The following is a 24772-nucleotide window of genomic DNA, read 5'->3' as shown; positions in this document are numbered from 1 at the left end:
TTTGAAAATCGCCTTAATTGCCCATGACCGAAAAAAACAGGACATGATTCAGCTGACGACCGCTTATAAAGATATTTTAAAAAAGCACGAGCTGTTTGCGACAGGGACGACCGGTTTAAAAATCACCGAAGCGACAGGGCTGCCCGTCGTGCGTTTTCAATCGGGACCGCTAGGCGGAGACCAGCAGATCGGTGCTTTAATCGCGAAAAATGACATCGACCTTGTGATTTTTCTGAGAGACCCGCTGACGGCCCAGCCGCACGAACCTGATGTGTCAGCTCTTATCCGCTTGTCTGATGTTTATGCCATTCCGCTCGCCACCAATATGGGAACGGCGGAAATCTTGATCCGATCTGTCGAGGAAGGCGCGTTTGAATTCAGAAACATTGTCCACGGCGGGGATCGAGATGCTTGATATACTGGCTTTCGGCGCGCACAGCGATGATGTAGAAATCGGCATGGGAGGAACCATTGCCAAATATACTAAAAAAGGCTTTCAAATTGGCATCTGCGATTTAACCCAGGCTGAACTGTCTTCAAACGGAACAGTCGAAACGAGAAAAAGCGAAGCGGCGCAGGCGGCCGACATTCTCGGCGCCAGCGCGCGGATTTCCCTCACGCTGCCGGACAGGGGGCTGTTTCCCAGCCAGGAGGCGATCAGGGAAGCGGTTGCCGTCATTCGAAAACATAAGCCGAAGCTTGTCTTTGTCCCTTATCCGAAGGACCGGCATCCCGATCACGGGCACGCAGCGGAAATCGTCGAAGAAGCGGTCTTTTCCGCTGGAATACATAAATACGAAGATGCAGAAAAACAGCCGGCCCATAAAGTCCAAAACGTGTACTACTATATGATCAACGGTTTTCACAAACCTGAATTTGTCATCGACATTTCCGAAACGATCAATCAAAAAAAGGAAAGCCTTGCTGCTTATCAGAGCCAGTTCACCCGTTCCCGGCAGTCGGTTGAAACACCGCTGACGAACGGATATATTGAAACGGTCGAAGCAAGGGAAAAGCTTTTGGGAAAAGAGGTCGGCGTCGCATACGCGGAAGGGTTTTTTTCAAAGCGGACTCTTCTGTTAAACAACGATTTATTTGGGGGCGGATGATGAAACAGTTAAAAATCGGAATCACATGTTATCCGAGTGTCGGAGGATCAGGAATTATCGCTACCGAACTCGGCAAGCTCCTTGCGGAAAAAGGACATGAAATTCATTTTATTACATCAAGTGTTCCGTACAGGCTCAATAAAGTGTATTCCAACATCTATTTTCACGAAGTCGAAGTCAATCAATATGCCGTGTTTAAGCACCCGCCGTATGATTTGGCTTTGGCCAGCAAAATGGCGGAGGTGGCGAAGCGGGAACAGCTTGATGTTCTGCATGCCCACTACGCGGTGCCTCACGCGATTTCCGCTTTTTTAGCGAAGCAAATGCTGAACGGAAACATTAAAACGGTCACAACGCTGCACGGCACAGATATAACCGTTCTCGGCTATGATCCGTCTTTAAAAGATCTGATCAAGTTTGCGATCGAGTCGTCTGACCGCGTAACAGCGGTTTCTTCAGCTCTTGCTGCGCAAACGTACGATTTGATCAAACCGAACAAAAAAATCGAAACGATCTATAATTTTGTGGATGAGCGCGTGTATTTAAAAAAGCAGGAGCATCATTCGCTGAAAGAGCAGTACGGCATCGCCCCTGATGAAAAAGTGATCATCCACGTATCCAATTTCAGACAGGTGAAGCGCGTGCAGGACGTCATCCATGTCTTCAGCAGCATTGTCAAACGAATGAAGTCGAAGCTGATTCTCGTCGGCGACGGGCCGGAGATGACCGTGATCTGCCAGCTTGTCAGACAGCTCGGACTAAAAGATGATGTTCTTTTCCTGGGCAAACAGGACAGCGTAGAAGAGCTTTACGCCATCAGCGATTTAAAGCTGCTTTTGTCCGAGAAGGAAAGCTTCGGTTTAGTGCTGCTGGAGGCGATGGCCTGCGGCGTTCCGTGCATCGGCACCAATATCGGAGGGATTCCCGAGGTGATCAAAAACGGTAAATCCGGTTACTTGGTCGATGTAGGAGATATTGAAGGCGCAGCTCGTAAAGCGCTCCATTTGCTGACTGATGAAAGCCTGCAGCGCCAGTTTGCGGAAGCGGCGCTAGAAAGCATCAAGGAGCGCTTTTCTTCCAGTAAAATCATCGCGCAATATGAAGAAATTTATCAACAATTAACAGACGGGGAGTGTGACAATGGAGGATCTCTTTTTGAAGGCTCTTCCTCTCCTTCGTGAGCTGAAAAAACACGGCCGGCAGGCCTACTTTGTAGGCGGATCTGTCAGGGATGCCCAAATGAACCGGGATATCGGTGATATTGACATCGCTACAGATGCATCCCCGGAAGAAATTGAAGCCATTTTTCCGAAAACCGTTGATGTCGGAAAGGAACACGGAACCATCATCGTCCTCTTTGAAGGAGAATCCTATGAGGTGACGACCTTTCGCGCAGAGCTTGAGTACGAGGATTACAGAAGGCCGAGCGGCGTTCAGTTTATCAAATCGCTGAAAGAAGACCTGAAGAGGCGGGACTTGACGATTAATGCCATGGCGATGGATGAACAGGGGAGACTGATCGACTATTTCGGCGGACTCCGCGACATACGGGAAAAATTGATTCAAACGGTCGGCGACCCGGCGGAGCGTTTTCACGAAGATGCGCTACGCATGCTGCGGGCGCTCCGTTTTATGAGTCAGCTCGAGTTTGAGCTTTCTCCAAATACAAAAAAAGCGATTTGCGAAAACCGTCTGCTCTTGGCTCATATTTCTACAGAGCGGAAAACGGTTGAATTCGAAAAGCTTTTAAAAGGAAAAGCGGCGGACAGGGCTTTGGAAGCGGCGGCTGAAACAGGGCTTTACAAAGAGCTTCCGGGGCTGGACGGCAAAAAGGAGCGCGTTCTGGCTGCCCGTGCTTTTCCTTTTTACCAACTTCAAAAAAGAGCGGATATATGGGCGGCTTTCATTCACATGATATCACTCGATTCCGCTGAGGCTCACCGGTTTTTAAAAGGGTGGAAGCTTCCGGGGAAAGTCATAAAACAGGCGCTCCTGACGGCTGAACGAATCGATCAAAAATGGGATGCCGTCTCGATGTATGAGGCGGGGGAAGAGACGCTGCTGTCCGCTTCCGCCATCCGCAGCTTAAGGGACAAGCAGGCAATCGATGAAAAGCGGCTGGCTGAAATCAGACAGTCGTACCGCGCGCTTCCGATTAAAAGCCTGAAAGACCTGGCGGTGTCTGGAAGCGATTTGTTGAATTTCAGAAAGAAGCCGGCCGGGAAATGGGTGTCCGATGATTTGAAACGGATTGAGCGGGCCGTGTTAAACGGGGAGCTTGCCAATCAAAAAAAAGCCATAGAGGAGTGGCTGGATTCATGCAGTCAAATTTAAGAAAGAAACTCATTCAATTGTTTACAGAGGCCGACGGCGAATTCATTTCAGGCCAGAAAATCAGCGAAGAGCTCGGATGCTCAAGGACCGCCGTTTGGAAGCATATCGAAGATCTGAGAAAATCGGGATATGAACTTGAAGCGGTCCGAAAGCTCGGCTATAAAATGATAAAAAAACCTGACAAAATCACCGAAGATGAAATCAGGCTCGGGTTAAAAACGAAAAAAATGGGACAGACCATCCATTTTCAGGATGTCGTCTCATCAACTCAAAAAATCGCCCATGAGCTAGCAAACAACGGTGCGCCGGAAGGAACGATCATCGTTGCCGACAAGCAGACTGAAGGAAGGGGAAGAATGGCGAGAGCATGGCATTCCCCAGAAGGAAACGGCATTTGGATGAGCATCATTTTAAGACCTGAAATGCCCGTGCAAAAAACGCCGCAGCTGACGCTTTTAGCCGCAGTCGCGACCGTTCAGGCAGTCGAAGAGCAAACCGGCATCGCAGCTGAAATCAAATGGCCGAACGATATTTTGATCAACCGCAAAAAAGTCGTCGGGATCTTAACCGAACTGCAGGCGGAAGCCGATCAGGTCCATTCTGTCATCGTCGGAATGGGGATCAACGTCAATCAGCTTGCTGGCGACTTTCCGGAAGAATTAAAAGAAACAGCGACAAGCCTTCGTCTCGCAAGCGGTGAAAAAATCGACAGAGCCGCTTTGATTCAAACGATAATGGCGACATTTGAAAAAAGGTATGAAGACTATCTCGCCTACGGTTTCGAACCGATCAAGCTTTTATGGGAGAGCTACGCTTTGAGCCTGAACCGTGAATTGACGGCCAGAACGCTGAACGGAACGTTTCACGGCAAAGCGCTGGGAATAGACGAAGAAGGCGTCTTGATCCTGGAAACGAGTGACGGCATCAAAAAAATATACTCCGCCGATATCGATATAAATCCGTCATAGTTGGAAGGATCCATGCGTTTTTGGTATACTTCGGATGGGCAGTATCCTGTAGGAACTGCACCTGGAAAACATGCAACTGATAAAAAACAGTCTGCCTTGATCCAAAAAGGACTGGGACAGAGGGATGATTCTTGCCGAACACGGACGATTCGAAATCCTTCTTCTTGCCGGAAGGTTTTTTTGCTGTCCGAAAAGATGCTCATGCAAGCACGGCAGCTCATCTCCTCTGAAAAAGAGGAGGAGAAAACATGAAGACAAAGATTGATTTTCTAAAAATGAAACAAGAGGGAGAGCCGATCGTCATGCTGACGGCCTACGATTACCCGGCGGCAAAGCTTGCCGAACAGGCCGGCGTCGATATGATTCTTGTCGGCGATTCGCTCGGCATGGTTGTGCTCGGCCTTGATTCGACCGTATCTGTGACGGTCGCTGATATGATCCACCATACAAAAGCCGTCAAACGCGGGGCAAAAGATACGTTTGTGGTGACGGATATGCCGTTTATGTCTTATCACTGCTCTTTGGAAAGCGCTCTGAATAATGCCGCGGCGATCGTTCAGGAAAGCGGAGCCGATGCTTTGAAGCTTGAAGGCGGCGACGGTGTATTTGAGACGATCACGGCTTTAACACGCGGCGGAATACCTGTTGTCAGCCACTTAGGCTTGACTCCTCAATCCGTCGGTGTCTTGGGAGGCTATAAAGTTCAGGGGAAAGATGAAGAAAGCGCCCGCAAGCTGATTGAAGACAGCAGGCGCTGTGAAGAAGCAGGCGCAATTGCGCTCGTTCTCGAATGCGTCCCGGCAGCGCTCGCTGAACAGATTTCAAAGGAGCTCACGATTCCTGTCATCGGCATTGGAGCAGGCCCTGGTACAGACGGACAAGTTCTCGTTTACCACGATGTTGTCGGACACGGAGTGAGCCGGACGCCTAAATTTGTAAAACAGTATGTGCAAATCGATCAGCCACTTGAACAAGCGCTTCGAGGATATGTTGAGGATGTCAGAAGCCGCGTGTTTCCTGAAGATGCTCATTCATTCCGTATCGATCAGCAAGTTCTTGAAGGATTATACGGAGGGAAATAAGCATGATTCAGATCCATACAGCAAAAGATATACAAAATGCAACGAAAAATTATCGCAAAGAAGGCAAAACGATCGGTTTTGTGCCGACAATGGGCTTCCTTCATGAAGGCCATATGTCGCTTGTGGAAAAAGCGCGAAAAGACAATGATATTGTCGTGATGAGCATTTTTGTCAATCCTATGCAGTTCGGTCCGGGTGAAGACTATGAAGCGTACCCGAGAGATATCGAAAGGGACCGGCAGCTTGCGGCTGACGGAGGAGTGGACATCTTGTTCACTCCTGAGCCTGAAGAAATGTACGGTCAGGAGTCGACGGTTACCGCAAGCGTGAAAAAGCGGACGGACGTCCTTTGCGGCCGTTCAAGGGAAGGTCATTTCGACGGTGTCGCAACAGTGCTCACAAAGCTGTTCAATCTCACCTTTCCGACAAGGGTTTATTTTGGCATGAAAGATGCGCAGCAGGTTGCCGTTGTCGACGGGCTGATCAACGACTTTTTCATGGATATTGAGCTGATCCCGGTTGAAACAAAACGGGAAGAAGACGGGCTTGCCAAAAGCTCAAGAAATGTCAACCTGCGAGCAGAAGAACGGCAGGAAGCACCCGCTCTCTATCAAGCCCTTCAGCGCGGCGCCGAGCTGATCCGTGATGGAGAGAGGGATGCGGAAGCTGTTAAGCGAGAGGTTCGGAGCATTCTTGAAAAAACGAGCGGTGTCATCGATTATGCGGAAATTTATTCATATCCCGATCTGGAGATCAGGGAGCCATTGACTGGAAAAGTCATCATAGCGGTTGCCGTTCAGTTTTCCAAAGCCCGCTTAATTGATAATATCATCGTCGATATCCCGGCAGATCAAAAGGAGGATTTATGATGTACCGTACGTTAATGAGCGCAAAACTTCACAGAGCGAGAGTGACGGAAGCCAATTTGAACTACGTCGGCAGCGTGACAATTGATGAAGATTTGCTGGATGCCGTCGGAATGATGGCAAATGAAAAAGTGCAAATTGTGAATAATAATAACGGGGCCCGGCTGGAAACGTACATCATTCCCGGTGAAAGGGGGAGCGGCGTCGTTTGTTTAAACGGAGCTGCCGCCCGCCTTGTTCAAGTGGGAGATGTCGTCATCATCGTTTCTTATGCCATGATGTCTGAAGAGGAAGCAAAGACCCATAAGCCGAAGGTTGCCGTTTTGAACGAGAGAAACGAAATCGAGGAAATGCTGGGTCAGGAGCCCGCCCGTACCATTCTGTAGCCCCCTTGCCTTTAGGGGGCTTTCATATCGTTTAGAAAGAGTAGAAGGCGAAGCTTTTTCCCCGCATCTTTCTAAAACGTGTTACACTTTTGTCGAAGGTATCGAAATTGAGGTGTCCATTGAATGAACAATCAACGATATGTGGTCATTGATGTGGAAACGACAGGGAATTCGCCAAAAAAAGGCGACAGAATCATTCAAATTGCAGCGGTTGTGATTGAAAATGGACAAATGACCGAACGTTTCTCCAAATATGTGAATCCCAATCAGCCGATTCCCGCTTTTATCGAGCAGCTGACGGGAATTTCGAATGAAATGGTTGAAAATGAAGAGCCATTTTCGGCGATTGCCGAAGATATTTTTGAGCTGCTTCAAGACAGCTGTTTTATCGCTCATAACATTCATTTTGATCTTGCTTTTGTAAAGTATGAGCTGCAGCAGGCCGGTTTTGGCGAGCTTGAATGCAGCGTTCTCGATACGGTGGAGCTTTCGAGAATCGTTTTTCCGGGTTTTGACGGCTATAAATTGACTGAGCTGAGCGAAGAGCTTCAGATTCGCCATGAAAACCCGCACAGGGCTGACAGCGATGCGGAAGTGACCGCTTTGATCTTTTTACATATGATGGACAGACTGAAAAGGCTGCCGATTTCGGTTTTGAAATCAATCAGACGTTTATCCTGGCATTTGATCAGTGACGCGCAGGAGCTTTTTGACGGCTTGATCGCTGAAAAAGGCGCCGATGCCGAACTTGATGCCGGCTTTATGAAGGTTGGTTCCTTTGTGATCAGGACCCCTGAAGACGAGGATGAAGAGGCCGGTCATAAGAGCCGGGTCCCGCAGACAGAGCCGCTTATTTGGGAAAAAGACGGCGGACTTTCTTCATTGGACGACCGGTTTGACAAGAGAGAAGGACAGACGAAAATGATGCGGGAGGTCTGGACCGCTTTTCAAAATCATGAGCATGCTCTGATCGAAGCTGCCACTGGAATCGGAAAAACGCTCGGATATCTCGTGCCGGCTGCAATCCGCGCCAAGCAAACAGGCAAGCCGGTCGTGATCAGCACATATACGACATTGCTTCAGCAACAGATGATCAACCGTGATATCCCGCTTTTGGAAAAGATTTTTCCTTTCCCGGTCAAAGCCGCGGTTTTAAAGGGCCGCTCTCATTATTTATCCATTCGCAAGTTCAAGCATATTTTACAGGAAGATGATGACAATTATGATAGCGTCCTTGCAAAAGCGCAAATTCTCGTCTGGCTGACAGATACAGAAACGGGCGATTTATCGGAAATTAATCTTCCGTCAGGCGGAAAGCTTCTGTGGGACAGACTGGCATATGATTCGCATTCATATGCAGAAAACAGCACCCTAAGGAAACTGTGTTTTTATGAGAGAGCCAAAGCGCGGGCGCAGAAGGCTGATATGATCATTACCAATCATGCGCTTCTGTTGACTGACGAAGCCAATCAGCGAATTCATACCGGTGATGCCGATACGTTTGTTATTGATGAAGCCCATCACTTTGAACGCGCAGCGGGCGAGCAGTATGGGGCAAGAGCAGACTATGTCTTTCTCCATAAAAGGTTGATGCGGCTCGGCACCCTCAAACAAAGGGGGATTTTAAAAAAAGCCGAACGCCTCTACCGGTCAGCAGGCATTTCACCAGAATCTTTTTTCCAAATGGACGAATGGCTCGCTCAGCTTCTTGAAGAAAGCGATCTGTTCTTTACGGCTGTTCATTCTTTTGTCAAGCGGAGGAAACCAAGAAACGATCTCAACCGTCTCTTATATAAGATCGGCGAAATCGGTGAAAGCAGGGCATGGAACAGGCTTGAAGAAAGCGCGAGAAGACTGTGTTCCTTGCTGTATGACATGCACCGGCTGTTTTCGGATCAAAAGAAAAGCCTCGCTGAAAAACAGGCTTCCTTCACCAGCCGCCAGGCGTTTTTGTTAGAGGAATACGATTCATGCATGGACGACCTTGAAGAATATCGAAAGACGCTCGCCCGCTTGATGTTTGACCCTGTCGAAGATGAGGTCGTCTGGATTGAAATTGACGCGAAGGGCGCAAAAAACGCCGCGGCCATTTACGCTCAGCCGCTTGATACAAGCGAAATTCTGGCCGACCGGTTTTTCACCGAGAAAAAAAGCGTTGTGCTCACATCGGGGACGCTTGTCGTCGAGAACTCATTTGACTATATGATCAAAAAGCTCGGTTTAAGCGATTTCTATCCGAGGACCTTGCAAATCGAGGCGCCTTTTTCTTATGATAAGCATATGAACATCATGATTCCGACGGATGTCAGCCCGATTCAAAACGATCCTGAAGACTATATTCGAGATGTCACGCGTTATGTCAAGGCGCTTGCAAAACAGAAAAACGCCAAAGTGCTCGTCCTGTTTACGTCTCATGATATGCTGCGAGATGTCTACCATGCAATAAAACAAGAGGAAGACTTTCCTTGTCAGCTCCTTGCGCAGGGGATTTCCGGCGGAAGCCCCGTCAAGGTTATGAAATTGTTTAGATCGTATCCCCATGCGGTTCTTCTCGGAACGAACCATTTTTGGGAGGGCGTTGACTTTCCGGGTGACGAGCTGACGACGCTGGTCATCGCAAGGCTGCCGTTCAGGCCGCCAGACCACCCCGTTGAATCAGCCAAGTGTGACCGGGCAAAGAGAAGGGGAGAAAGCCCGTTTCAAGCGGTATCTCTGCCGGAAGCTGTCCTGGCATTCAGGCAGGGCATCGGCAGGCTGCTTCGCTCGGAGAAAGACAGCGGAACGGTCGTGATTCTCGACCGCCGCATCCGAACCTCTTCCTACGGTACGGTGTTTATGAAGGCTCTGCCCCCTGCAAAAGTCATGGAGCCTACATTCCTTGAGCTTGAAGCGTACATAGCCGGGAAAAACGGCTAAAAGCCGCATAAAGCGGCTCTTAAATGGTGTGGATTAAGGTTTTATTTTTTAGGCTGTTTATTTAAACGGTTATCCCGTTGTAACAACTAGTATGGCTTTAGGCACAGAGAGTATGAATTACAATTATTGTTTCGTTCGGAGGTATTTGAAAAATGGAAAACAAAATCGAAATTTTATCTACCGTAAGCGTTGAGCATTCAGAAGACCTGTATAAAATCGTCGACCTTTTGAACCGCACGCTCAAACGCGATGATCTCATGTTCGGCCTCGCTCTCGATGAAGAAGATCAAAAACAGGCCATTTTTACGATTTATCGTACTTAGGAGCAGAAAATGGGCAAAAAAACATTAATTTTCATACTGATATTTGGTATTATCTTTTTAACAGCACTTCTTGCGGGAGCGAATGTCTACCGTACGGCTATGGATCAGAAAGAAAGCGGCCACGAGCAGGCTGCCGAAACAGCCAAGCAGGAAGCAGGCTTAAAACAAGTTGACAGCGTGGAGACGTTTGTCGGCAAAGAAAAGCAGTACATTGTCACAGGGACGGACAAAAAAGGCGGCAAAATGTATGTTTGGGTGCCTGCTGACAAAAAGCAGAAAACGATTTACAAAAAAGCGGCAGACGGCATTACCGGCCGCCAGGCTTCAAAAGCGGTTCAGGATGAAGGCCTTGTGTCTGAGCTTAAAGAGGTGCACCTTGCAAGGGAAGGCAATGTTCTATTGTGGGAAGTTACATACTTAAATAAAGATGGGCAGTACAGTTTAAGCTATGTGGACTTTATAAACGGAAAAATTCACAAAAGTATTACGCCTTAGACGAAACAGGGGGAAATCGAGTTGAATCTAGCTAAAAGAGTATCAGCGTTAACACCATCTGCAACACTGGCAATCACTGCAAAAGCAAAAGATTTAAAAGCGGCAGGGCACGACGTCATCGGTCTTGGGGCGGGTGAACCGGATTTTAATACGCCTGAGCACATCATTGAGGCGGCTGTCCGTTCGATGAATGAAGGACATACCAAATACACGCCTTCCGGAGGTCTTGCGGCGCTGAAAGACAGCATCCGCGAAAAATTCAAGCGCGATCAGGGAATCGAGTACCGCCAATCTGAAGTTATCGTGTGCACAGGTGCAAAGCATGCTCTTTACACCCTATTTCAAGTGCTCCTCGACGAAGGGGACGAAGTGATTATTCCGACTCCGTACTGGGTCAGCTATCCTGAACAAGTCAAGCTTGCAGGCGGCAAACCGGTATTTGTGGAAGGCCTTGAGGAAAACAGCTTCAAAATTTCTCCGGAGCAGCTTGAAAAAGCCGTCACGGAAAAAACGAAGGCTGTGATCATCAATTCCCCAAGCAATCCGACAGGCATGATGTATACGGAAGAAGAGCTGAAAGCGCTCGGTGAAGTATGCCTTCGCCGCAACATTCTAATCGTATCTGATGAAATATATGAAAAGCTGATTTACGGCGGAAAAAAACATGTATCCATCGCACAGCTTTCTCCAGAACTTAAAAATCAAACCGTAATCATCAACGGGGTTTCCAAGTCACACAGCATGACCGGCTGGAGAATCGGGTATGCGGCAGGCAGCGAACCGATCATTAAAGCGATGACGAACCTTGCCAGCCACAGCACGTCAAATCCGACATCTGTCGCACAATACGGAGCCATTGCTGCTTACAATGGACCAAACGAGCCTGTTGAAGAGATGAGAAAAGCTTTTGAAGACCGGCTGAACAAGGTGTATGAACTGCTTGTTGACATTCCGGGATTGACATGCCTGAAGCCTGAAGGGGCCTTCTACTTGTTCCCGAATGCAAAAAAAGCGGCAGAATCGTGCGGCTTTTCAAGCGTTGATGAATTCGCCGAAGCGCTTTTGGAAGAAGAAAAAGTTGCGATTGTTCCCGGTTCAGGGTTCGGCGCACCGGACAACATCCGTCTGTCGTATGCGACATCCCTGTCACTTTTGGAAGAAGCGGTCGCACGGATTCGCCGCTTTGTCGTGAATCGCAGCCGCTAGAAGCAGAAAGCGTCCGCAGCTGGACGCTTTTTGCATGCACGCAAGCTGCATTGACCTGATCGAATCAAAAAAGGTATAATATACGTTATGGACGTCAGAAAGAATGAGGGCTTGACCGAATTCTTTCGTGTTTTGGAGGGAAACGATAGTGAAAACAACAATAAACCAAGTGTACAAGCATGTTGGTGAAGAAGTAACAATCGGCGCTTGGATCGCCAACAAACGCTCAAGCGGCAAAATTGCGTTTTTGCAGCTTAGAGACGGGACAGGCTTTATCCAAGGAGTCGTCGTCAAAGCGGAAGTGGACGAAGAAACATTTCAAGCCGCTAAATCTGTCACACAGGAAACATCTTTATATGTAAAAGGCGTCGTCAAAAAAGACGAGCGTTCGCCACTCGGCTACGAGCTTGCAGTCACATCGCTTGAAGTCATCCATGAAGCGACAGATTATCCGATTACGCCAAAAGAACACGGAACAGAATTTTTGATGGATCACAGACATTTGTGGCTCCGTTCAAAACGGCAGCACGCAACGATGAAAATCCGCAATGAAATCATTCGCGCTACATACGAATTTTTCAATAAGGAAGGCTTTGTTAAAGTCGATCCTCCGATTTTGACGGGAAGCGCACCTGAAGGAACGACAGAGCTTTTTGCGACAAAGTATTTTGACGAAGATGCCTACCTTTCGCAAAGCGGCCAGCTTTACATGGAAGCTGCTGCAATGGCTTTAGGAAAAGTCTTTTCATTCGGGCCGACTTTCAGAGCTGAGAAATCAAAAACGAAGCGCCATCTGATTGAATTCTGGATGATCGAACCGGAAATGGCGTTTGTCGAATTCAATGAAAACCTTGAAGTTCAAGAGAACTATGTCTCTTTCATCATTCAAAGCGTACTTGAAAACTGCAAAATTGAACTGAATACGCTCGGCAGAGACACTTCCAAACTGGAGCTTATCAAAGCGCCTTTTCCAAGAATCACGTATGATGAAGCGATTCAGTTCTTAAAAGAGAAAGGCTTTGACGATATTGAATGGGGCGATGACTTCGGCGCTCCTCACGAAACGGCGATTGCCGAAAGCTATGACAAGCCGGTATTTATTACACACTATCCGACATCATTAAAGCCGTTTTATATGCAGCCTGCACCTGACAGGGACGATGTCGTACTGTGCGCTGACTTGATTGCGCCTGAAGGCTACGGTGAGATTATCGGCGGATCTGAACGGATCCATGATCTTGAGCTTCTCGAAGCGCGCCTGAAAGAGCATGGTTTAGAATCGGATGCTTATCAATGGTATGCAGAGCTGAGAAAATACGGCTCAGTTCCGCATTCAGGATTCGGACTCGGACTCGAACGGACGGTTGCCTGGATCTGCGGTTCTCCGCACGTCCGCGAAACGATTCCGTTCCCAAGACTATTAAATCGCTTATATCCTTAAGAAAAAAGTCTCCTGATTGCAGGAGACTTTTTCACAGTCATCCATGATATACTGGAAGGTAAGAGGTGTATCGAATGAAAAAACAGCACTTTATTAAGATGCAGGAGATGGGATCTGTCACCATTCCGAATCTGCTTTTTTTGAACTATCGGGAGCTTGGCTTAAATGAGACAGAATTCATGCTGCTCTTAAACATTAAAATGCATGTTGAAAGAGGTTCATTTTTTCCGACGCCGGAGGAATTAAGCAAGACGATGTCGATTGAAACCGAACAATGTATGAACATGCTGAGAATGTTCATTCAAAAAGGCTTCATCTATATAGAAGAATGCGAAGACCAGAACGGCATTAAGTTTGAAAAGTATTCGCTCGAACCTCTCTGGGGCAAGCTGTTTGAGCATCTTGAAATGGACGAGCAGAAGAAACTCGCTGAACAGAATGAAGGCGAAGAGAAGAGCCTTTATACGATCTTTGAAGAGGAATTTGCGCGGCCGCTGTCTCCGCTTGAATGCGAGACGCTCAGCATCTGGCTTGACCAGGATCATCACGATGCACAGCTGATCAAACAAGCTCTCAAAGAAGCCGTCATATCAGGAAAACTCAATTTCCGCTACATTGACCGGATTTTGTTTGAGTGGAAGAAAAACGGCATTTCAACAGTCGAACAAGCCGCAAACTACAGCCAAAGATTCAGGCGGAAGACCGCACCGCGGCAGAGTGAGCAAAAGGAGTATACAAGACAGGTTCCTTTTTACAATTGGCTTGAACAATAAAGTGAAAGGTGAAGACATGCTGACAAAAAAACAGATCGAGTTTTGTTTAGAAACAATCGGTGAAATGTTTCCGGATGCTGAATGCGAATTAGTCCATGACAATCCGTTTGAACTTGTCATCGCCGTCGCTTTATCGGCCCAATGCACAGATGCGCTTGTCAATAAAGTGACGAAAACGCTTTTCAAAAAATATAAAAAGCCTGAAGATTATCTTGCTGTTCCGCTTGAAGAGCTGCAGCAGGACATCAAATCGATCGGCTTATACCGGAATAAAGCAAAAAATATTCAAAAGCTCTGCAAAATGCTGCTGGAAGAATACGGCGGTGAAGTGCCGAAAGACCGGGATGAGCTGGTGAAACTTCCGGGCGTCGGGAGAAAAACCGCCAATGTCGTCGTTTCGGTTGCATTCGGTGTTCCCGCCATTGCCGTCGACACCCACGTGGAAAGGGTCTCAAAAAGGCTCGGCATTTGCAGATGGAAGGATTCGGTCACGGAAGTCGAAAAGACGCTGATGAAAAAAGTGCCTGAATCAGAGTGGTCCGTTACTCATCACCGCCTGATCTTTTTCGGACGCTATCACTGCAAGGCGCAAAGGCCGAAATGTGAAGAATGCCCGTTGTTTTCTCTGTGCAGGGAAGGGCAAAAACGATATAAAAAAGGGCTGGTGAAGCTGCCGTGACAAGCGTTTCTCTGTTGGACGAATACGAAAAAACGCTGCGTAAGAGAAGACCGGAATCCGGCGAAAAGCTTGACGTTCTTTTGGAAAATCCGCTCTGCTGCGATTTTTTTCTGGACATAGAAGAGGACAAGCCGTGGGAGCATGCGGAAGAATGGGTTCCGCTTCTGTTTGCGGCTTGGGAGCGTACAAAAGAAAAGCTTCTGCCCGTCTTTAAAACGAGAAAGTCAAGGTGCAGCCAGGATGATATGCTGAACGGGGTGTGCTGCTTGATCGCAAGCCTCCACTGGACGATGGGGGAGCCTGTCACAAGTCTCAACTGGGAGGCCATCACCCGTAAGGATTTTGGAGCCAAGCCGATGAACTGGACGGAACGCCTCGAGTTTATCCTCCAGAAACCAACGCAGTATCATTGTTTTATTCAGCTTGACGAATTGTTTACGGAAATGAAAAAGCAATTTTATAAATATGTTGCCATCAATCATAAAAAAGCCACTCACTAAACTGTGAGTGGCTTTTTAGATTAATGGGTGCCGGTTGATTGACCATTGGAATTTGTTTGTTGATCATCTGTGTTGCTGTCTTGATCCGGGTTTTTGTTTTTGTCTTTATTCTGATCTTTGTTTTGATCATCGGCGTCATCATCTTTTCTGCCGTCTGTATTTCCCGGATTTTGATTGTTTTGATCTGGATTGCCTGAATTTTGATCATCCGGCTGATTAGAGTTGCCGTTATTTTGTTTGTCTTTGTCCTGATCATCATCAGCATCCTGCTTCTTCTCGTCATCCTCGTCTTTCTTTTCATCGTCCGCTTTTGACTCATCATCTTCAGCCGCGTTGACTTTAAGCGTCACAGAAGCAGGGTCGCTTTCGCCATCTTCAGTAACGGCCGTGACTTGGAATTTGTAGACGGATCCTTCTTTTGCATTCGGTATGACGGCTTCTTTCGCACTGCTGCTTTGAATTTCGCTGTATCCGCCTCCGTCAACAGATTGTTTGACTTTAAAGGATACATCACCGTCTCTGGAATATGACCATGAAAGCTTGATGCTCTTTGATGCTTCATCATATTCTGCGCTCAAACCTGTCGGCTTGTCGGCATCTTCTTTTTCCTCATATTTTTTCGAAACAGTCGTCGGCTGTGTGCCTTTTACAAAGTACTCAGTGACTTTTTTATCGCTAGGCGTGTTGCTGCTGGCGAGCACCGGCGGGTTCGAGCCTTTTAGAACTGTCGCTTCAACGACGCTGTCAGGCTTTTCAAATGAGCCGCTGCCGTTGTCCACCTTGGCAATCAGTTTTTTGAACAGAAGTTTGGCGACTTGCTGTTCGTTCGCGCTCAGCGAATTATGGCCAGATTTTCCGGTCCAGACGGCAGCTGTGTATTGCGGTGTATAGCCGACAAACCAAGAATCTCTTGCTCCATTAGGATTTATGCCATATTTTTTGATATCGGCTTCTTCAAAGTTGGTTGTACCTGTTTTACCAGCTACAGTAACATTAGGAACTTGTGCGGCTCTACCTGTTCCCGTCTGGACGGCTGTTTGTAGCATATCCGTCATCATGAATGCCGTGTAGTCGCTCATGGCAGCCTTTGATTCAGGCGTCAAGTCAAGTTTTGTGCCGTCATTGAATTCCACCGCTGTGACGGTGTGCGGCTCATTGTAGTAGCCGTTGTTGCCGAATGCGCTGTACGCTCCGGCCATTTGCAGTGTCGATACACCGTTTCCGAACCCACCGATCGCATAGGATTCGTGTAACTCATCCTTATCAATCGAAAGGCCAAGGCCTTTTGCAAAATTTAACACGTTATCTTTACCGGCAGCCTGAAACGCTTTTAAAGCAGGGATGTTTCTTGAATCGGCGAGTGCCTCTCTCATTGACATCCAGCGTTTGTAATTCCGGTCATAGTTATGAATTTCCTGGCCAGTTGAATATTTGTACGGCTCATCTTTAATCTGTTCATATGTCGACCATTTTTTGTTCTCAATAACAGGTCCGTAGTCAAGGATCGGTTTGATTGTTGAACCCGGTTGGCGTTTTTCATCAACTGCATAATTCCAGTCGCCCGTATTTCGATTTCGCCCGCCGCCGATCGCGCGGATTTCTCCGGTTTTTGTATCAAGCAAGGTGAGGCCGGCCTGCATTTTTTCGGTATACTGGATCGAATCGCCGTCCATCAGCTCATCCACATAATCCTGGGCGTCTGTATCAATCGTCGTGTAAATCTTCAGTCCGTCCGTTCCCGGAGTGACGTTCGCTTTTTCTTTTACTTCGGCGACGGCCTGCTCGACAAACGCGCTGTATTTGTTGGACGTTGTTTTTGCGTACTCCTTCGGAGAGACAAGGCCTTTTGTGACGGCTACTTTTTTCGCTTTGTTGTACTCTGCGTCAGAGATAAAGCCGTGTTTATTCATCAGACTCAGCACGACATTGCGCCGTTTCTCGGCTTTTTCCGGATGTTTAATCGGGTTGTAGTTATTCGGGCTTTGCGGCATGCCGGCAAGCGTTGCGGCCTGCTCGACCGTTAAGTCGTTTAGATCTGTCACCCCGTAGAACTGTTCAGCCGCTTTTCCGACACCATAGGCTTGCGGCGAGAAGTAAATCCGGTTTAAATACATTTCCAGAATTTCGTCTTTTGAATATTTTCTTTCGAGCTGGAACGACAGCCAGACTTCCTGGACTTTCCGTTTCAGCGTTTTTTCATGTGACAGAAGGGAGTTTTTGACGACCTGCTGTGTGATCGTACTTCCGCCTTCAGAACCGAATCCGCCTTCGAAGTTTGCCAGAAGCGCTCCTCCGATCCGGATCGGGTCGACGCCGTGGTGGTCATAGAAACGCGCGTCTTCCGTTGCAAGAAATGCGTTTTTGACGGAATCAGGGATGTCTTTAATCGACACGTACGTCCGCTTTTCTGAACCAATTTCGGCGATTTCTTTTCCGTTTTTGTCATAGACGGTGGAAGAGTACGGTGTTTTCAGTTTTGCGTCATCAAGGGACGGCGAGTCCGCTACCATCACCGCAAAAGTGACGCCCCCGGCAATCAAGCCGATAACACCAATGATTAAAATGGATAAAAGAATTTTCTTAAACAATCCTGCTTTTTTCTTTTTCTTGGGTTTAGAATGAGTATTAGACCTGCTATTGCCCTGCTGGGCTTTTCGCCGTTCCTGGCGGCTGTTAAATTGATCTGACATAACATCTCAACCTTTCGTAGTTAAACCTTTCCGCTCACATGACTTTAAAATCATAATTTATGATGGCGAAAAATACAACTGATCAATAATCTTAATATAATCAATTCTTGGCGAGTATCCAAGTGAAATAGGGTGAGCGGCTTCCTGAAGCTCGTCTTTTCGGATCGATTTTCTGCCGTTTTGCTTTTTCCGCTCCCAGAAATAAAATAATTTTTCTGCTTCCAAAAAATAAATTTCTTCAAAAGCGGATATGATAACAAAACAAATGCCGTCTTGCGCCACAACCTGCTTCATATGCTCGATCTGATGATCGTGGAAATTCTGAAGCGGGAAAGAGGTCCGGCTCTTCGTTTCTTTCGCTTCAAAATCGATGTAGCGGCCTTTATAAACCCCATTATAATCAGTAGTTGACGACTGCTTGAAATATGCTTCCTTGATCACCGCAGCGCTTCGCTTCGGATAATCGACCTGAACAATCTGTACAGGAGTCGGTTTTTTATGGATGACCGCAATCGAATGAGATTGATAATACATATTCGTTTCATTCAGGTCATCTTCGAGGGTCATGCCGCGATTGGAATACGACGGCTTCTTTTGCAAGGATGAGGCAGCTGTTTTCGGCTGATACGATTTGCCGTTCGGGTAACGAATCACTTTCTTCATCCTCCTTTTACAAAAATCTGGATACTAACGGAAGTGGCTGATCTTGCACAACACTTTTTCCGCGGCGGAGCTGACGAGCCGCATTCAAGAGCTGACCGCAAAACTGAACAAGGACAATATCTCACGGACAAATGCCTACAAACGCTACTTTGACCGCCATCCTGAAATCAAGTGGTCGCTTTTGGCTTCATTTGTTTCCAGGAATGCCGGCTGGTCGATGACCGATTTAAAAGGGCGTTTATTCGAGCTCGGACTTACGGCTTTTCAGCAGAACTGGCTGTTTTTAACGTATGAAAGAGCGAACTGGCTGATTTTTTCGGACGCCTATCCGCAGCTCCTGTTATACCATTGGTCCAAGCAGCTTGGCCAGCCGCTGTTTCATTTGCTCCCCTCATTTGGTGTGTCTTCATTTATGAAAACGGAGTGGGAGCGGTTCTGGCATGAGCGCGATCAAAAGCGGCTCATGTACGCTCTCATTATAAATGAACAAAACACTATCCAAACTCCTATTATACAAAATCCTTTGTTTAAAAAGAATGTTTTTCAGACGATTCCTTTTCAGCTATGTGAATGGTTTCACTTCAACACAGTCATTTTTCCGACGGTAGAAGGCGTTTTTTACGGCGTGTCTGTCAAACGCTTCACTAGTTTAAAGGAAAGGATCAAGCTCGGCAAGCAATTAAGCGAGCTGCTGTTTTCGCCTGAGCTTTTCCCCGGTTTTTTTCACTTTACATCATGTGTTCCGCATACCGGGTCGCGCTTTGATATGGAACGCTGGGCAGGGGTTAAAATCAGAACCTCGCCATTTTTGAGAACGTGTTATCCCGTTGTTGCCCATTCATTAGACGGATTAAAATCCGATTGGTTTCGCGGAGGAAAGAGAGAGGCAATGTTCAAAGATGAAAAACTGCCGAAAACGATCGAAATCACCGATTGGTATTTTCAAAAAAGAAGGCAGCTGCAGGCATTGTTTTCACTGGAGCATTGGCTGAATAAGAGGTAAAACAGAAAAAAGCAAGGGTTCTCCTTGCTTTTTAAGTGGACGGGCGGTTAGGTCCGCCTAATTTCTTATCCAGTGTGTCTGTTTGTTTAGCATCAGGTTTTGTTTTCGCAGGTGATTTCTTTTTGTTGTTTTCCACAGCGGGCACCTCCTTACCTTTTTAGATTTTGCAAAAAAGCGCTGATCATACCATTTTTCGCAAGATCACTTGTCGAAAGCGGGCGTTTGGCTGGAAAATGAGTTTCTTTGGCGGTTTGCTTCTAGTTTTGTCAGCTGCGGAGGAGAGGGGGCGCATAGGGAAGAATGCATAGAAGGCGATCAAAAAGGAGGGAAGCAAATGAACGGATTTGCAAGCAAAGACTCGGTCCTTCAAATGCTTTTGGAAACGGAATCACACATGTCGTCTGCTGAGAAAGCTTTGACAGAAGCCGTACGCCGGGCGGAGCATGAAAAGCGGGCTAGCTGGAACGAACGGCTCGATCTGATTGAAAAAGAACTGGCAGAGCTCTCAGCTTGTTTAAACAGCACGTTAATGGGAGTGGAGCCAAGAGGAGAGACGGCATAAGCCGGATTCGTTGTAACGGTCGTCTTCCTTTGGTACGATAAACCCGAGGTGAAAAAATTGGATACACAATCTCTTCTTGTACAGACACGGGAATTAATCCGCCTCGTAAAAGAAGCGGAAGAACGATACAGTAAGGGAAAAGAGGAAGGGACGGAATACGATTTTTTCGAGGTTGTCAAACCTTCTGTCGAGAGATTCGAACAAACAGTGAAAAGCTGGCTGGCGGAAAGCCTGCCTTATATCAAGGCGAATCGGCCAAAATACATTTATGAAGAGCAGCTCAGCTCGGTTGAGGAAAATGCAAATGAAATTTTCATGCAGTCCTATTTCTGCAAAATCCATAAAAAACGCTTTAAAGATCTGACGGAGTCCGTCCTCTATACGCTGAAAAACGTAGAAGACGATATATTAAAAGAAGACCGGGATTAGAACCCGGTCTTCTTTTTGTTTGTTTAGCTGGCGTCCGTATTCATATCATAAGCAGGGTGCTGTGCGCCATTCGCTTCAAGAACTTTCATACTTGTGCGAAATTCGTTTAATGTCAGATGTCCCTGGATATACAAAAACTTGGCAAAATCCATCAGTTTGTTCATGCAGTCTGTCTCATACTGTTTCATCTCGGCAAAACAATTTCTTAAGTATGATACGTTCATATGGTGCATCCCCTCTCCTTTATATTAATAATATCGTACCATAACAATTCGACTTTTTTCTGTTTTTCAAATATTAAAATTTTCGACACTTTTTGACAAACTTGTGACAGAACCTTTGGAACAGGAAATGCCTTTATATCATACACATATAAAAAAGGGCTTTAGGAGGAGAGGAAAGATGGAAGAGAGGAGAACCGCCGTATATCCTTATTCCGGCCCCGGTGCATATGTTCAAGCCGATCAGCAAAACCATCATGCCTATCATCCCGTTCAGCCGTACTACAGCCAGGAAACCGTCCCGTACGCTCATCCAGCTCAGCGGCCGCAGGCCTATCAGCAGCCGATCGAGCAGAATGTGGACCCGTTTTCAGTCTATCATCAGCCTGTTCAGCAACAAATACAGCCGCCGCTTCCGCCGTTTCAGGCATTTCCTTATCAGCATCCATATCCCTCGCCGCGGCCGAATCTCCACCAGCCATCTCAGTTTCAAAGCTTTCTGTCGCAATTCAAAAAAAAGAACGGGCAGTTTGATTTCAGCAAAATGATGGACACCGCTGGCCAGATGGTGAGCACGGTCAACCAGGTCGGAGCGCTGGCCAAAGGGTTTATGGGATTCTTTAAATAAAAAAAGCATGGATGAAGGTCATTCATGCTTTTTTTGCTCCGGAAATGAGACCGTGAGGATATTTCGGTTCCACGACGTCTTCATTGTTTCTTCGCGGACGGGATATGGGAGCAAAACGGTTCTGGACAGGCTTGTAAACGATGAAGAACCGCCGCTTTCTTTTTTCTCCTTCAAGGCGACATGAAGATATCTTGATTTCGCTTCAATCATGATATCTCCGTTTTGAAACGATTCAGGAACGGCAATGTCGACGTGAAGCGCCTCATTCTCCTCTCTGATGTTCATGGAAATGGTGGAATTCTGAAGCTGGTCTGATATCAGTTTTTGGAATGAATTTAAAATATCGTGGAAAGGTGAATTGTAAAATAACTGTTCAACCGCTTCTTGAATTTCGTCTTTCTTGCTGAGCGAGTGATTGTCGTTTTCCTTGAAATCCATTCTTCATCACCCCGGTTTTTTATTTTCAGCTTATGCAGGGGCTCTTGGTATGGTTATTCATTGATGGGAATTTGAAAGTGTGGTTAAATAGTGGGGAATCCAAAGATTTATTTAACCTGTTCCTCTTTTAATAGCCATCATAAAGAGGCGTTTTGAAAGGAGCCCAACTGTATTGTTGAAAAAATTATTCGGTATTGGTCAGAAACAAAATGAAATGAAAGAAGAAACCGTTTTTTCACCGGTAGACGGACAAGTTTTGGAACTTTCAAAAGTCCCTGATCCCGTTTTCTCCCAAAAGATGATGGGTGACGGAATGGCTGTCGAGCCTTCCGCAGGCGAGATCGTCTCACCTGTCGACGGGGAAGTGATCCAGCTGTTCCACACAAAACATGCCATCGGCATCCGTTCACTGTCCGGCGTGGAACTCTTGATTCATATCGGTCTGGAAACCGTAGCGATGGAAGGCGAAGGTTTCACAGCCCATGTCAAAGAAGGAGACAAAGTAAAAGTCGGCGATCCTTTGATAACGTGCGATTTGGAACTGATCAAGGAAAAAGCGAGCAGCACCATTACGCCGATCGTCATTATGAACGGCGATGTGTTGGAGCGCGTCACAAAACATGAAGAGGCAAAGGCGAAAAAAAGCGAGACAAAGCTCATGGAGCTTAAAGTTAAGTAACAGCAAAAAAGCAGAGAGCGATTCTCTGCTTTTTCATTTTCTCAGGAAATCACCTCTTTCAGAACGAACGGACATTCGCTAAAATAGAAGGGAGAGGTGACAGAGTTGTTTCAAAAACGAAATTTGACAGATATGATTCAGCTTCTGAAAGAAGACCAAGCTTTCAGCAAGCAAATTGTTCATTGGCATACAATTGAGGAAAAAGAAGCGGATTACCGCGATTTTCCTGAAGGTTTAGATAAAAGAATCGTGCATGCTTTACAGCAGAGAGGGATAGAAAAGCTGTATTCCCATCAGGCTGACGCGTTTCTGCACAGCGCCGCCGGCAAAAACGTGACGCTTGTGACGCCGACGGCATCCGGGAAGACGCTTTGCTACAATCTGCCCGTCATTCAGCGGATCACAGAAGACCAGGATGCGCGCAGCTTATATCTTTTTCCGACAAAGGCATTGTCACAGGACCAAAAAAGCGAACTGAACGAATTAATCGATGAAATCGGTGCGTCGATCAACTGTTATACATATGACGGAGATACGTCGCCTTCGATCAGGCAGAAAGTCAGAAAAGCAGGACATATCGTCATTACAAACCCGGATATGCTGCATTCGGCGATCTTGCCCCACCATACAAAATGGGTGTCATTGTTTGAAAATCTGAAATATATCGTCATCGATGAGCTTCACGTATACAGGGGAGTCTTTGGCAGCCATGTAGCCAATGTCATCAGACGGCTGATGCGGATCGCTGAATTTTACGGAAGCAAGCCGCAGTTTATCTGTACATCCGCGACGATCGCCAATCCATTGGAGCTCGCTGAGACGCTCACAGGGCAGCCGATGCATCTGATTTCAAACAACGGCGCCCCGTCGGGTAGAAAGCACTTTTTATTTTACAACCCGCCGATGGTCAACCGTTCGCTTAACATCAGGAAAAGCGCGACCCTTGAAGTGAGAAAGCTCGCATCCGAATTTCTGAAAAACGGCATTCAAACGATTGTGTTTGCAAGAAGCAGAGTCCGGGTTGAAATTATATTGACATACTTGCAGGAAGTGATGAAACCGATTGTCGGCCCTCATTCGATTCAGGGGTACAGGGGCGGCTATCTGCCGAACGAGCGGCGCGTCATTGAAAAAGGCCTTCGCAGCGGGGACATTAAAGGCGTTGTCAGCACGAATGCGCTTGAGCTGGGCGTTGATATCGGACAGCTGCAGACATGCATCATGACCGGATATCCGGGAACGATCTCGAGCGCCTGGCAGCAGGCCGGCCGTGCTGGAAGAAGGCACAACGAAGCGCTGATTGTCATGGTGGCAAGTTCCGCCCCGCTCGATCAGTACATTGTACAGAATCCGGACTATTTCTTTAAACAAAATCCCGAGACTGCCGTCATTAATCCGGATAACCTGGTCATTCTTGTCGATCATATTAAATGCGCAGCCTTTGAACTGCCTTTCAAAAGAACGGACACATTCGGCGGTGCCGAAATCGAGGATATTCTTGACTACTTGGCAGAAGAAAGAGTCCTCCACTTAACCGGGAACACGTATCACTGGATGAATGACGCTTTTCCGGCGCACGGCATCAGCTTGAGGTCGGCTTCTCAGGAAAATGTTGTCATTATTGATCAGTCAAAGCGCGAGAAGGCGAAAGTGATCGGGGAAATGGACAGGTTCAGCGCCATGACGCTTCTGCATGATGAAGCCATTTATTTGCATCAAGGCATCCAATACCAGGTGGAAAAGCTTGACTGGGAGGAGAAAAAGGCGTTTGTCCGCGAGGTTCAAGTTGATTACTATACGGATGCCAATCTTGCCGTCCTATTGAGAGTTCTCGAAGTTGACAAGGAGAAAAAGACAGAAACCGCAGCGTTCGGTTTTGGGGATGTGACCGTTCAGGCGAAAGCGACGATTTTTAAGAAAATAAAATTTGAGACGCATGAAAATATCGGCTCAGGCCCGATTCATCTGCCTGAAGAGGAACTGCATACCAATGCGGCTTGGGTGCAGGTGAACGATGAGGAGCGGCAAAATTGGAACGACATCAAATTGGAAGAAGCTTTGCTTGGGACTGCAAACGTACTGGGACATGTCGCCGCCTTAAAAGTGATGTGCGATCCGTCTGATCTGCACGTTTTTCCGCAAATTAAAGCCGTTCATAACGAAAAGCCGACGATCTTTTTGTATGATCGCTATCCCGGCGGAGTGGGGCTGTCTCAGAAAGTGTATGAACAAATGCCTGAGATCATCAGTGAAGCGCATCGGCTGATTTCAAGATGTCCGTGTGAGTCAGGATGCCCTTCCTGCATAGGAGTGGGCGGCAGCGGCGATCAGACAAAAAACAATGCGCTGCGCCTTTTAAAAGGCTGGAAAGGTTGAGCGGA

General features: G+C 47.1%; 27 protein-coding genes. 22 read left to right on the top strand and 5 right to left on the bottom strand.

Features of this window, described 5'->3' with window-relative positions; genetic code table 11:
* Nucleotide 1 precedes the first annotated feature (1 nt).
* The 16 genes from mgsA to MHB72_RS12615 all read left to right on the top strand — a co-directional run bounded on the left by mgsA (nucleotide 2) and on the right by MHB72_RS12615 (nucleotide 15078).
* Nucleotides 2–415: a methylglyoxal synthase gene (gene mgsA, locus MHB72_RS12690; protein WP_020451936.1), complete on the top strand. Its 414-nt coding sequence runs from the start codon at nucleotides 2–4 to the stop codon at nucleotides 413–415.
* Entirely contained in the window at nucleotides 408–1109 is a 702-nt protein-coding gene (gene bshB1 / locus MHB72_RS12685; RefSeq protein WP_020451935.1) for a bacillithiol biosynthesis deacetylase BshB1, read from the top strand. The genes mgsA and bshB1 overlap by 8 nt, the downstream gene beginning before the upstream one ends.
* Nucleotides 1109–2290 carry an N-acetyl-alpha-D-glucosaminyl L-malate synthase BshA gene (bshA, locus tag MHB72_RS12680; protein ID WP_023857430.1) on the top strand — a complete coding sequence of 394 codons (1182 nt, stop codon included), beginning with the start codon at nucleotides 1109–1111 and terminating at the stop codon, nucleotides 2288–2290. Before bshB1 ends, bshA begins: the two co-directional genes overlap by 1 nt.
* Complete coding sequence (locus tag MHB72_RS12675) at nucleotides 2250–3443, top strand: CCA tRNA nucleotidyltransferase (RefSeq protein WP_050820864.1); 1194 nt, start codon at nucleotides 2250–2252, stop codon at nucleotides 3441–3443. The genes bshA and MHB72_RS12675 overlap by 41 nt, the downstream gene beginning before the upstream one ends.
* The gene (locus MHB72_RS12670) at nucleotides 3428–4411 is read left to right on the top strand and encodes a biotin--[acetyl-CoA-carboxylase] ligase (RefSeq protein WP_216920186.1); all 984 of its coding nucleotides are present in this window, start codon (nucleotides 3428–3430) and stop codon (nucleotides 4409–4411) included. The genes MHB72_RS12675 and MHB72_RS12670 overlap by 16 nt, the downstream gene beginning before the upstream one ends.
* Before the next feature lie 248 nt (nucleotides 4412–4659).
* Nucleotides 4660–5493, top strand: coding sequence for a 3-methyl-2-oxobutanoate hydroxymethyltransferase (panB, locus tag MHB72_RS12665; RefSeq protein WP_020451930.1), 834 nt, complete (start codon nucleotides 4660–4662; stop codon nucleotides 5491–5493).
* 2 nt (nucleotides 5494–5495) lie between these two features.
* The gene (gene panC, locus MHB72_RS12660) at nucleotides 5496–6362 is read left to right on the top strand and encodes a pantoate--beta-alanine ligase (protein WP_020451929.1); all 867 of its coding nucleotides are present in this window, start codon (nucleotides 5496–5498) and stop codon (nucleotides 6360–6362) included.
* A complete protein-coding gene (gene panD / locus MHB72_RS12655; protein WP_003182918.1) occupies nucleotides 6362–6745 on the top strand; it encodes an aspartate 1-decarboxylase in 384 nt (127 codons plus the stop codon). Before panC ends, panD begins: the two co-directional genes overlap by 1 nt.
* Before the next feature lie 123 nt (nucleotides 6746–6868).
* Nucleotides 6869–9661, top strand: a complete 2793-nt coding sequence (gene dinG / locus MHB72_RS12650) for an ATP-dependent DNA helicase DinG (RefSeq protein WP_075213149.1) — start codon at nucleotides 6869–6871, stop codon at nucleotides 9659–9661.
* 152 nt (nucleotides 9662–9813) lie between these two features.
* The gene (locus MHB72_RS12645) at nucleotides 9814–9984 is read left to right on the top strand and encodes a YpmA family protein (protein ID WP_003182913.1); all 171 of its coding nucleotides are present in this window, start codon (nucleotides 9814–9816) and stop codon (nucleotides 9982–9984) included.
* A gap of 9 nt (nucleotides 9985–9993) precedes the next feature.
* Nucleotides 9994–10479 (top strand): cell wall elongation/penicillin-binding protein regulator TseB, encoded by a 486-nt coding sequence (gene tseB / locus MHB72_RS12640; RefSeq protein WP_216920191.1) that lies wholly within the window; start codon nucleotides 9994–9996, stop codon nucleotides 10477–10479.
* A gap of 21 nt (nucleotides 10480–10500) precedes the next feature.
* Nucleotides 10501–11685, top strand: a complete 1185-nt coding sequence (locus MHB72_RS12635; RefSeq protein ID WP_023857423.1) for a pyridoxal phosphate-dependent aminotransferase — start codon at nucleotides 10501–10503, stop codon at nucleotides 11683–11685.
* A gap of 148 nt (nucleotides 11686–11833) precedes the next feature.
* On the top strand, nucleotides 11834–13126 hold the full coding sequence (asnS, locus tag MHB72_RS12630; protein WP_026579395.1) for an asparagine--tRNA ligase: 1293 nt from the start codon (nucleotides 11834–11836) through the stop codon (nucleotides 13124–13126).
* Between the two features lie 74 nt (nucleotides 13127–13200).
* Nucleotides 13201–13899, top strand: coding sequence for a DnaD domain-containing protein (locus MHB72_RS12625; protein ID WP_023857421.1), 699 nt, complete (start codon nucleotides 13201–13203; stop codon nucleotides 13897–13899).
* A gap of 16 nt (nucleotides 13900–13915) precedes the next feature.
* Nucleotides 13916–14578 carry an endonuclease III gene (gene nth, locus MHB72_RS12620; RefSeq protein ID WP_023857420.1) on the top strand — a complete coding sequence of 221 codons (663 nt, stop codon included), beginning with the start codon at nucleotides 13916–13918 and terminating at the stop codon, nucleotides 14576–14578.
* Nucleotides 14575–15078: a YpoC family protein gene (locus MHB72_RS12615; protein ID WP_216920193.1), complete on the top strand. Its 504-nt coding sequence runs from the start codon at nucleotides 14575–14577 to the stop codon at nucleotides 15076–15078. Before nth ends, MHB72_RS12615 begins: the two co-directional genes overlap by 4 nt.
* 20 nt (nucleotides 15079–15098) lie before the next feature.
* Here MHB72_RS12615 and MHB72_RS12610 read toward each other — a convergent pair whose 3' ends face one another.
* A complete protein-coding gene (locus MHB72_RS12610; protein WP_216920195.1) occupies nucleotides 15099–17768 on the bottom strand; it encodes a PBP1A family penicillin-binding protein in 2670 nt (889 codons plus the stop codon).
* Between the two features lie 57 nt (nucleotides 17769–17825).
* Entirely contained in the window at nucleotides 17826–18422 is a 597-nt protein-coding gene (recU, locus tag MHB72_RS12605; RefSeq protein ID WP_003182896.1) for a Holliday junction resolvase RecU, read from the bottom strand.
* Between the two features lie 52 nt (nucleotides 18423–18474).
* On the opposite strand from recU, the gene MHB72_RS12600 reads away from it, so the two are divergent.
* On the top strand, nucleotides 18475–19434 hold the full coding sequence (locus tag MHB72_RS12600; RefSeq protein WP_145930231.1) for a DUF2515 domain-containing protein: 960 nt from the start codon (nucleotides 18475–18477) through the stop codon (nucleotides 19432–19434).
* Nucleotides 19435–19465: 31 nt separating this feature from the next.
* Here the strand turns inward: MHB72_RS12600 and sspM are convergent, their stop codons facing one another.
* Nucleotides 19466–19570, bottom strand: coding sequence for an acid-soluble spore protein SspM (gene sspM / locus MHB72_RS12595; protein WP_009328007.1), 105 nt, complete (start codon nucleotides 19568–19570; stop codon nucleotides 19466–19468).
* 198 nt (nucleotides 19571–19768) lie between these two features.
* Between sspM and MHB72_RS12590 the strand changes: the two genes are divergently transcribed.
* Both MHB72_RS12590 and MHB72_RS12585 read left to right on the top strand, forming a co-directional pair.
* Nucleotides 19769–19996 carry a YppD family protein gene (locus MHB72_RS12590; protein ID WP_023857416.1) on the top strand — a complete coding sequence of 76 codons (228 nt, stop codon included), beginning with the start codon at nucleotides 19769–19771 and terminating at the stop codon, nucleotides 19994–19996.
* A 57-nt stretch (nucleotides 19997–20053) separates the two neighbouring features.
* A complete protein-coding gene (locus MHB72_RS12585) occupies nucleotides 20054–20425 on the top strand; it encodes a YppE family protein (RefSeq protein ID WP_026579400.1) in 372 nt (123 codons plus the stop codon).
* 23 nt (nucleotides 20426–20448) lie between these two features.
* On the opposite strand, the gene MHB72_RS12580 is transcribed toward MHB72_RS12585, so the two are convergent.
* Complete coding sequence (locus MHB72_RS12580) at nucleotides 20449–20649, bottom strand: YppF family protein (RefSeq protein ID WP_011198064.1); 201 nt, start codon at nucleotides 20647–20649, stop codon at nucleotides 20449–20451.
* A gap of 178 nt (nucleotides 20650–20827) precedes the next feature.
* Here MHB72_RS12580 and MHB72_RS12575 point away from each other — a divergent pair, with 178 nt between their 5' ends.
* A complete protein-coding gene (locus MHB72_RS12575; RefSeq protein ID WP_101561025.1) occupies nucleotides 20828–21274 on the top strand; it encodes a YppG family protein in 447 nt (148 codons plus the stop codon).
* A gap of 18 nt (nucleotides 21275–21292) precedes the next feature.
* On the opposite strand, the gene MHB72_RS12570 is transcribed toward MHB72_RS12575, so the two are convergent.
* Nucleotides 21293–21712, bottom strand: coding sequence for a hypothetical protein (locus MHB72_RS12570; protein ID WP_020451915.1), 420 nt, complete (start codon nucleotides 21710–21712; stop codon nucleotides 21293–21295).
* A gap of 172 nt (nucleotides 21713–21884) precedes the next feature.
* On the opposite strand from MHB72_RS12570, the gene MHB72_RS12565 reads away from it, so the two are divergent.
* Complete coding sequence (locus MHB72_RS12565; RefSeq protein WP_020451914.1) at nucleotides 21885–22391, top strand: PTS sugar transporter subunit IIA; 507 nt, start codon at nucleotides 21885–21887, stop codon at nucleotides 22389–22391.
* Nucleotides 22392–22523: 132 nt separating this feature from the next.
* Nucleotides 22524–24767: a DEAD/DEAH box helicase gene (locus MHB72_RS12560; protein WP_043054590.1), complete on the top strand. Its 2244-nt coding sequence runs from the start codon at nucleotides 22524–22526 to the stop codon at nucleotides 24765–24767.
* Nucleotides 24768–24772 lie beyond the last annotated feature (5 nt).

It is taken from the genome of Bacillus sp. FSL K6-1284, from assembly GCF_038002625.1.
Lineage (GTDB): Bacteria > Bacillota > Bacilli > Bacillales > Bacillaceae > Bacillus > Bacillus paralicheniformis.
This window is presented reverse-complemented; position numbering and strand designations above follow the sequence as displayed.

What these genes read in the sequence shown, in the direction of transcription:
- bshB1 (WP_020451935.1), top strand. Translation starts at nt 408, where the DNA reads ATGCTTGATATACTGGCTTTCGGCGCGCACAGCGATGATGTAGAAATC.
- bshA (WP_023857430.1), top strand. Translation starts at nt 1,109, where the DNA reads ATGAAACAGTTAAAAATCGGAATCACATGTTATCCGAGTGTCGGAGGA.
- MHB72_RS12675 (WP_050820864.1), top strand. Translation starts at nt 2,250, where the DNA reads ATGGAGGATCTCTTTTTGAAGGCTCTTCCTCTCCTTCGTGAGCTGAAA.
- MHB72_RS12670 (WP_216920186.1), top strand. Translation starts at nt 3,428, where the DNA reads ATGCAGTCAAATTTAAGAAAGAAACTCATTCAATTGTTTACAGAGGCC.
- panB (WP_020451930.1), top strand. Translation starts at nt 4,660, where the DNA reads ATGAAGACAAAGATTGATTTTCTAAAAATGAAACAAGAGGGAGAGCCG.
- panC (WP_020451929.1), top strand. Translation starts at nt 5,496, where the DNA reads ATGATTCAGATCCATACAGCAAAAGATATACAAAATGCAACGAAAAAT.
- panD (WP_003182918.1), top strand. Translation starts at nt 6,362, where the DNA reads ATGTACCGTACGTTAATGAGCGCAAAACTTCACAGAGCGAGAGTGACG.
- dinG (WP_075213149.1), top strand. Translation starts at nt 6,869, where the DNA reads ATGAACAATCAACGATATGTGGTCATTGATGTGGAAACGACAGGGAAT.
- MHB72_RS12645 (WP_003182913.1), top strand. Translation starts at nt 9,814, where the DNA reads ATGGAAAACAAAATCGAAATTTTATCTACCGTAAGCGTTGAGCATTCA.
- tseB (WP_216920191.1), top strand. Translation starts at nt 9,994, where the DNA reads ATGGGCAAAAAAACATTAATTTTCATACTGATATTTGGTATTATCTTT.
- MHB72_RS12625 (WP_023857421.1), top strand. Translation starts at nt 13,201, where the DNA reads ATGAAAAAACAGCACTTTATTAAGATGCAGGAGATGGGATCTGTCACC.
- nth (WP_023857420.1), top strand. Translation starts at nt 13,916, where the DNA reads ATGCTGACAAAAAAACAGATCGAGTTTTGTTTAGAAACAATCGGTGAA.
- MHB72_RS12610 (WP_216920195.1), bottom strand. Translation starts at nt 17,768, where the DNA reads ATGTCAGATCAATTTAACAGCCGCCAGGAACGGCGAAAAGCCCAGCAG.
- MHB72_RS12590 (WP_023857416.1), top strand. Translation starts at nt 19,769, where the DNA reads ATGAACGGATTTGCAAGCAAAGACTCGGTCCTTCAAATGCTTTTGGAA.
- MHB72_RS12580 (WP_011198064.1), bottom strand. Translation starts at nt 20,649, where the DNA reads ATGAACGTATCATACTTAAGAAATTGTTTTGCCGAGATGAAACAGTAT.
- MHB72_RS12575 (WP_101561025.1), top strand. Translation starts at nt 20,828, where the DNA reads ATGGAAGAGAGGAGAACCGCCGTATATCCTTATTCCGGCCCCGGTGCA.
- MHB72_RS12570 (WP_020451915.1), bottom strand. Translation starts at nt 21,712, where the DNA reads ATGGATTTCAAGGAAAACGACAATCACTCGCTCAGCAAGAAAGACGAA.
- MHB72_RS12560 (WP_043054590.1), top strand. Translation starts at nt 22,524, where the DNA reads ATGATTCAGCTTCTGAAAGAAGACCAAGCTTTCAGCAAGCAAATTGTT.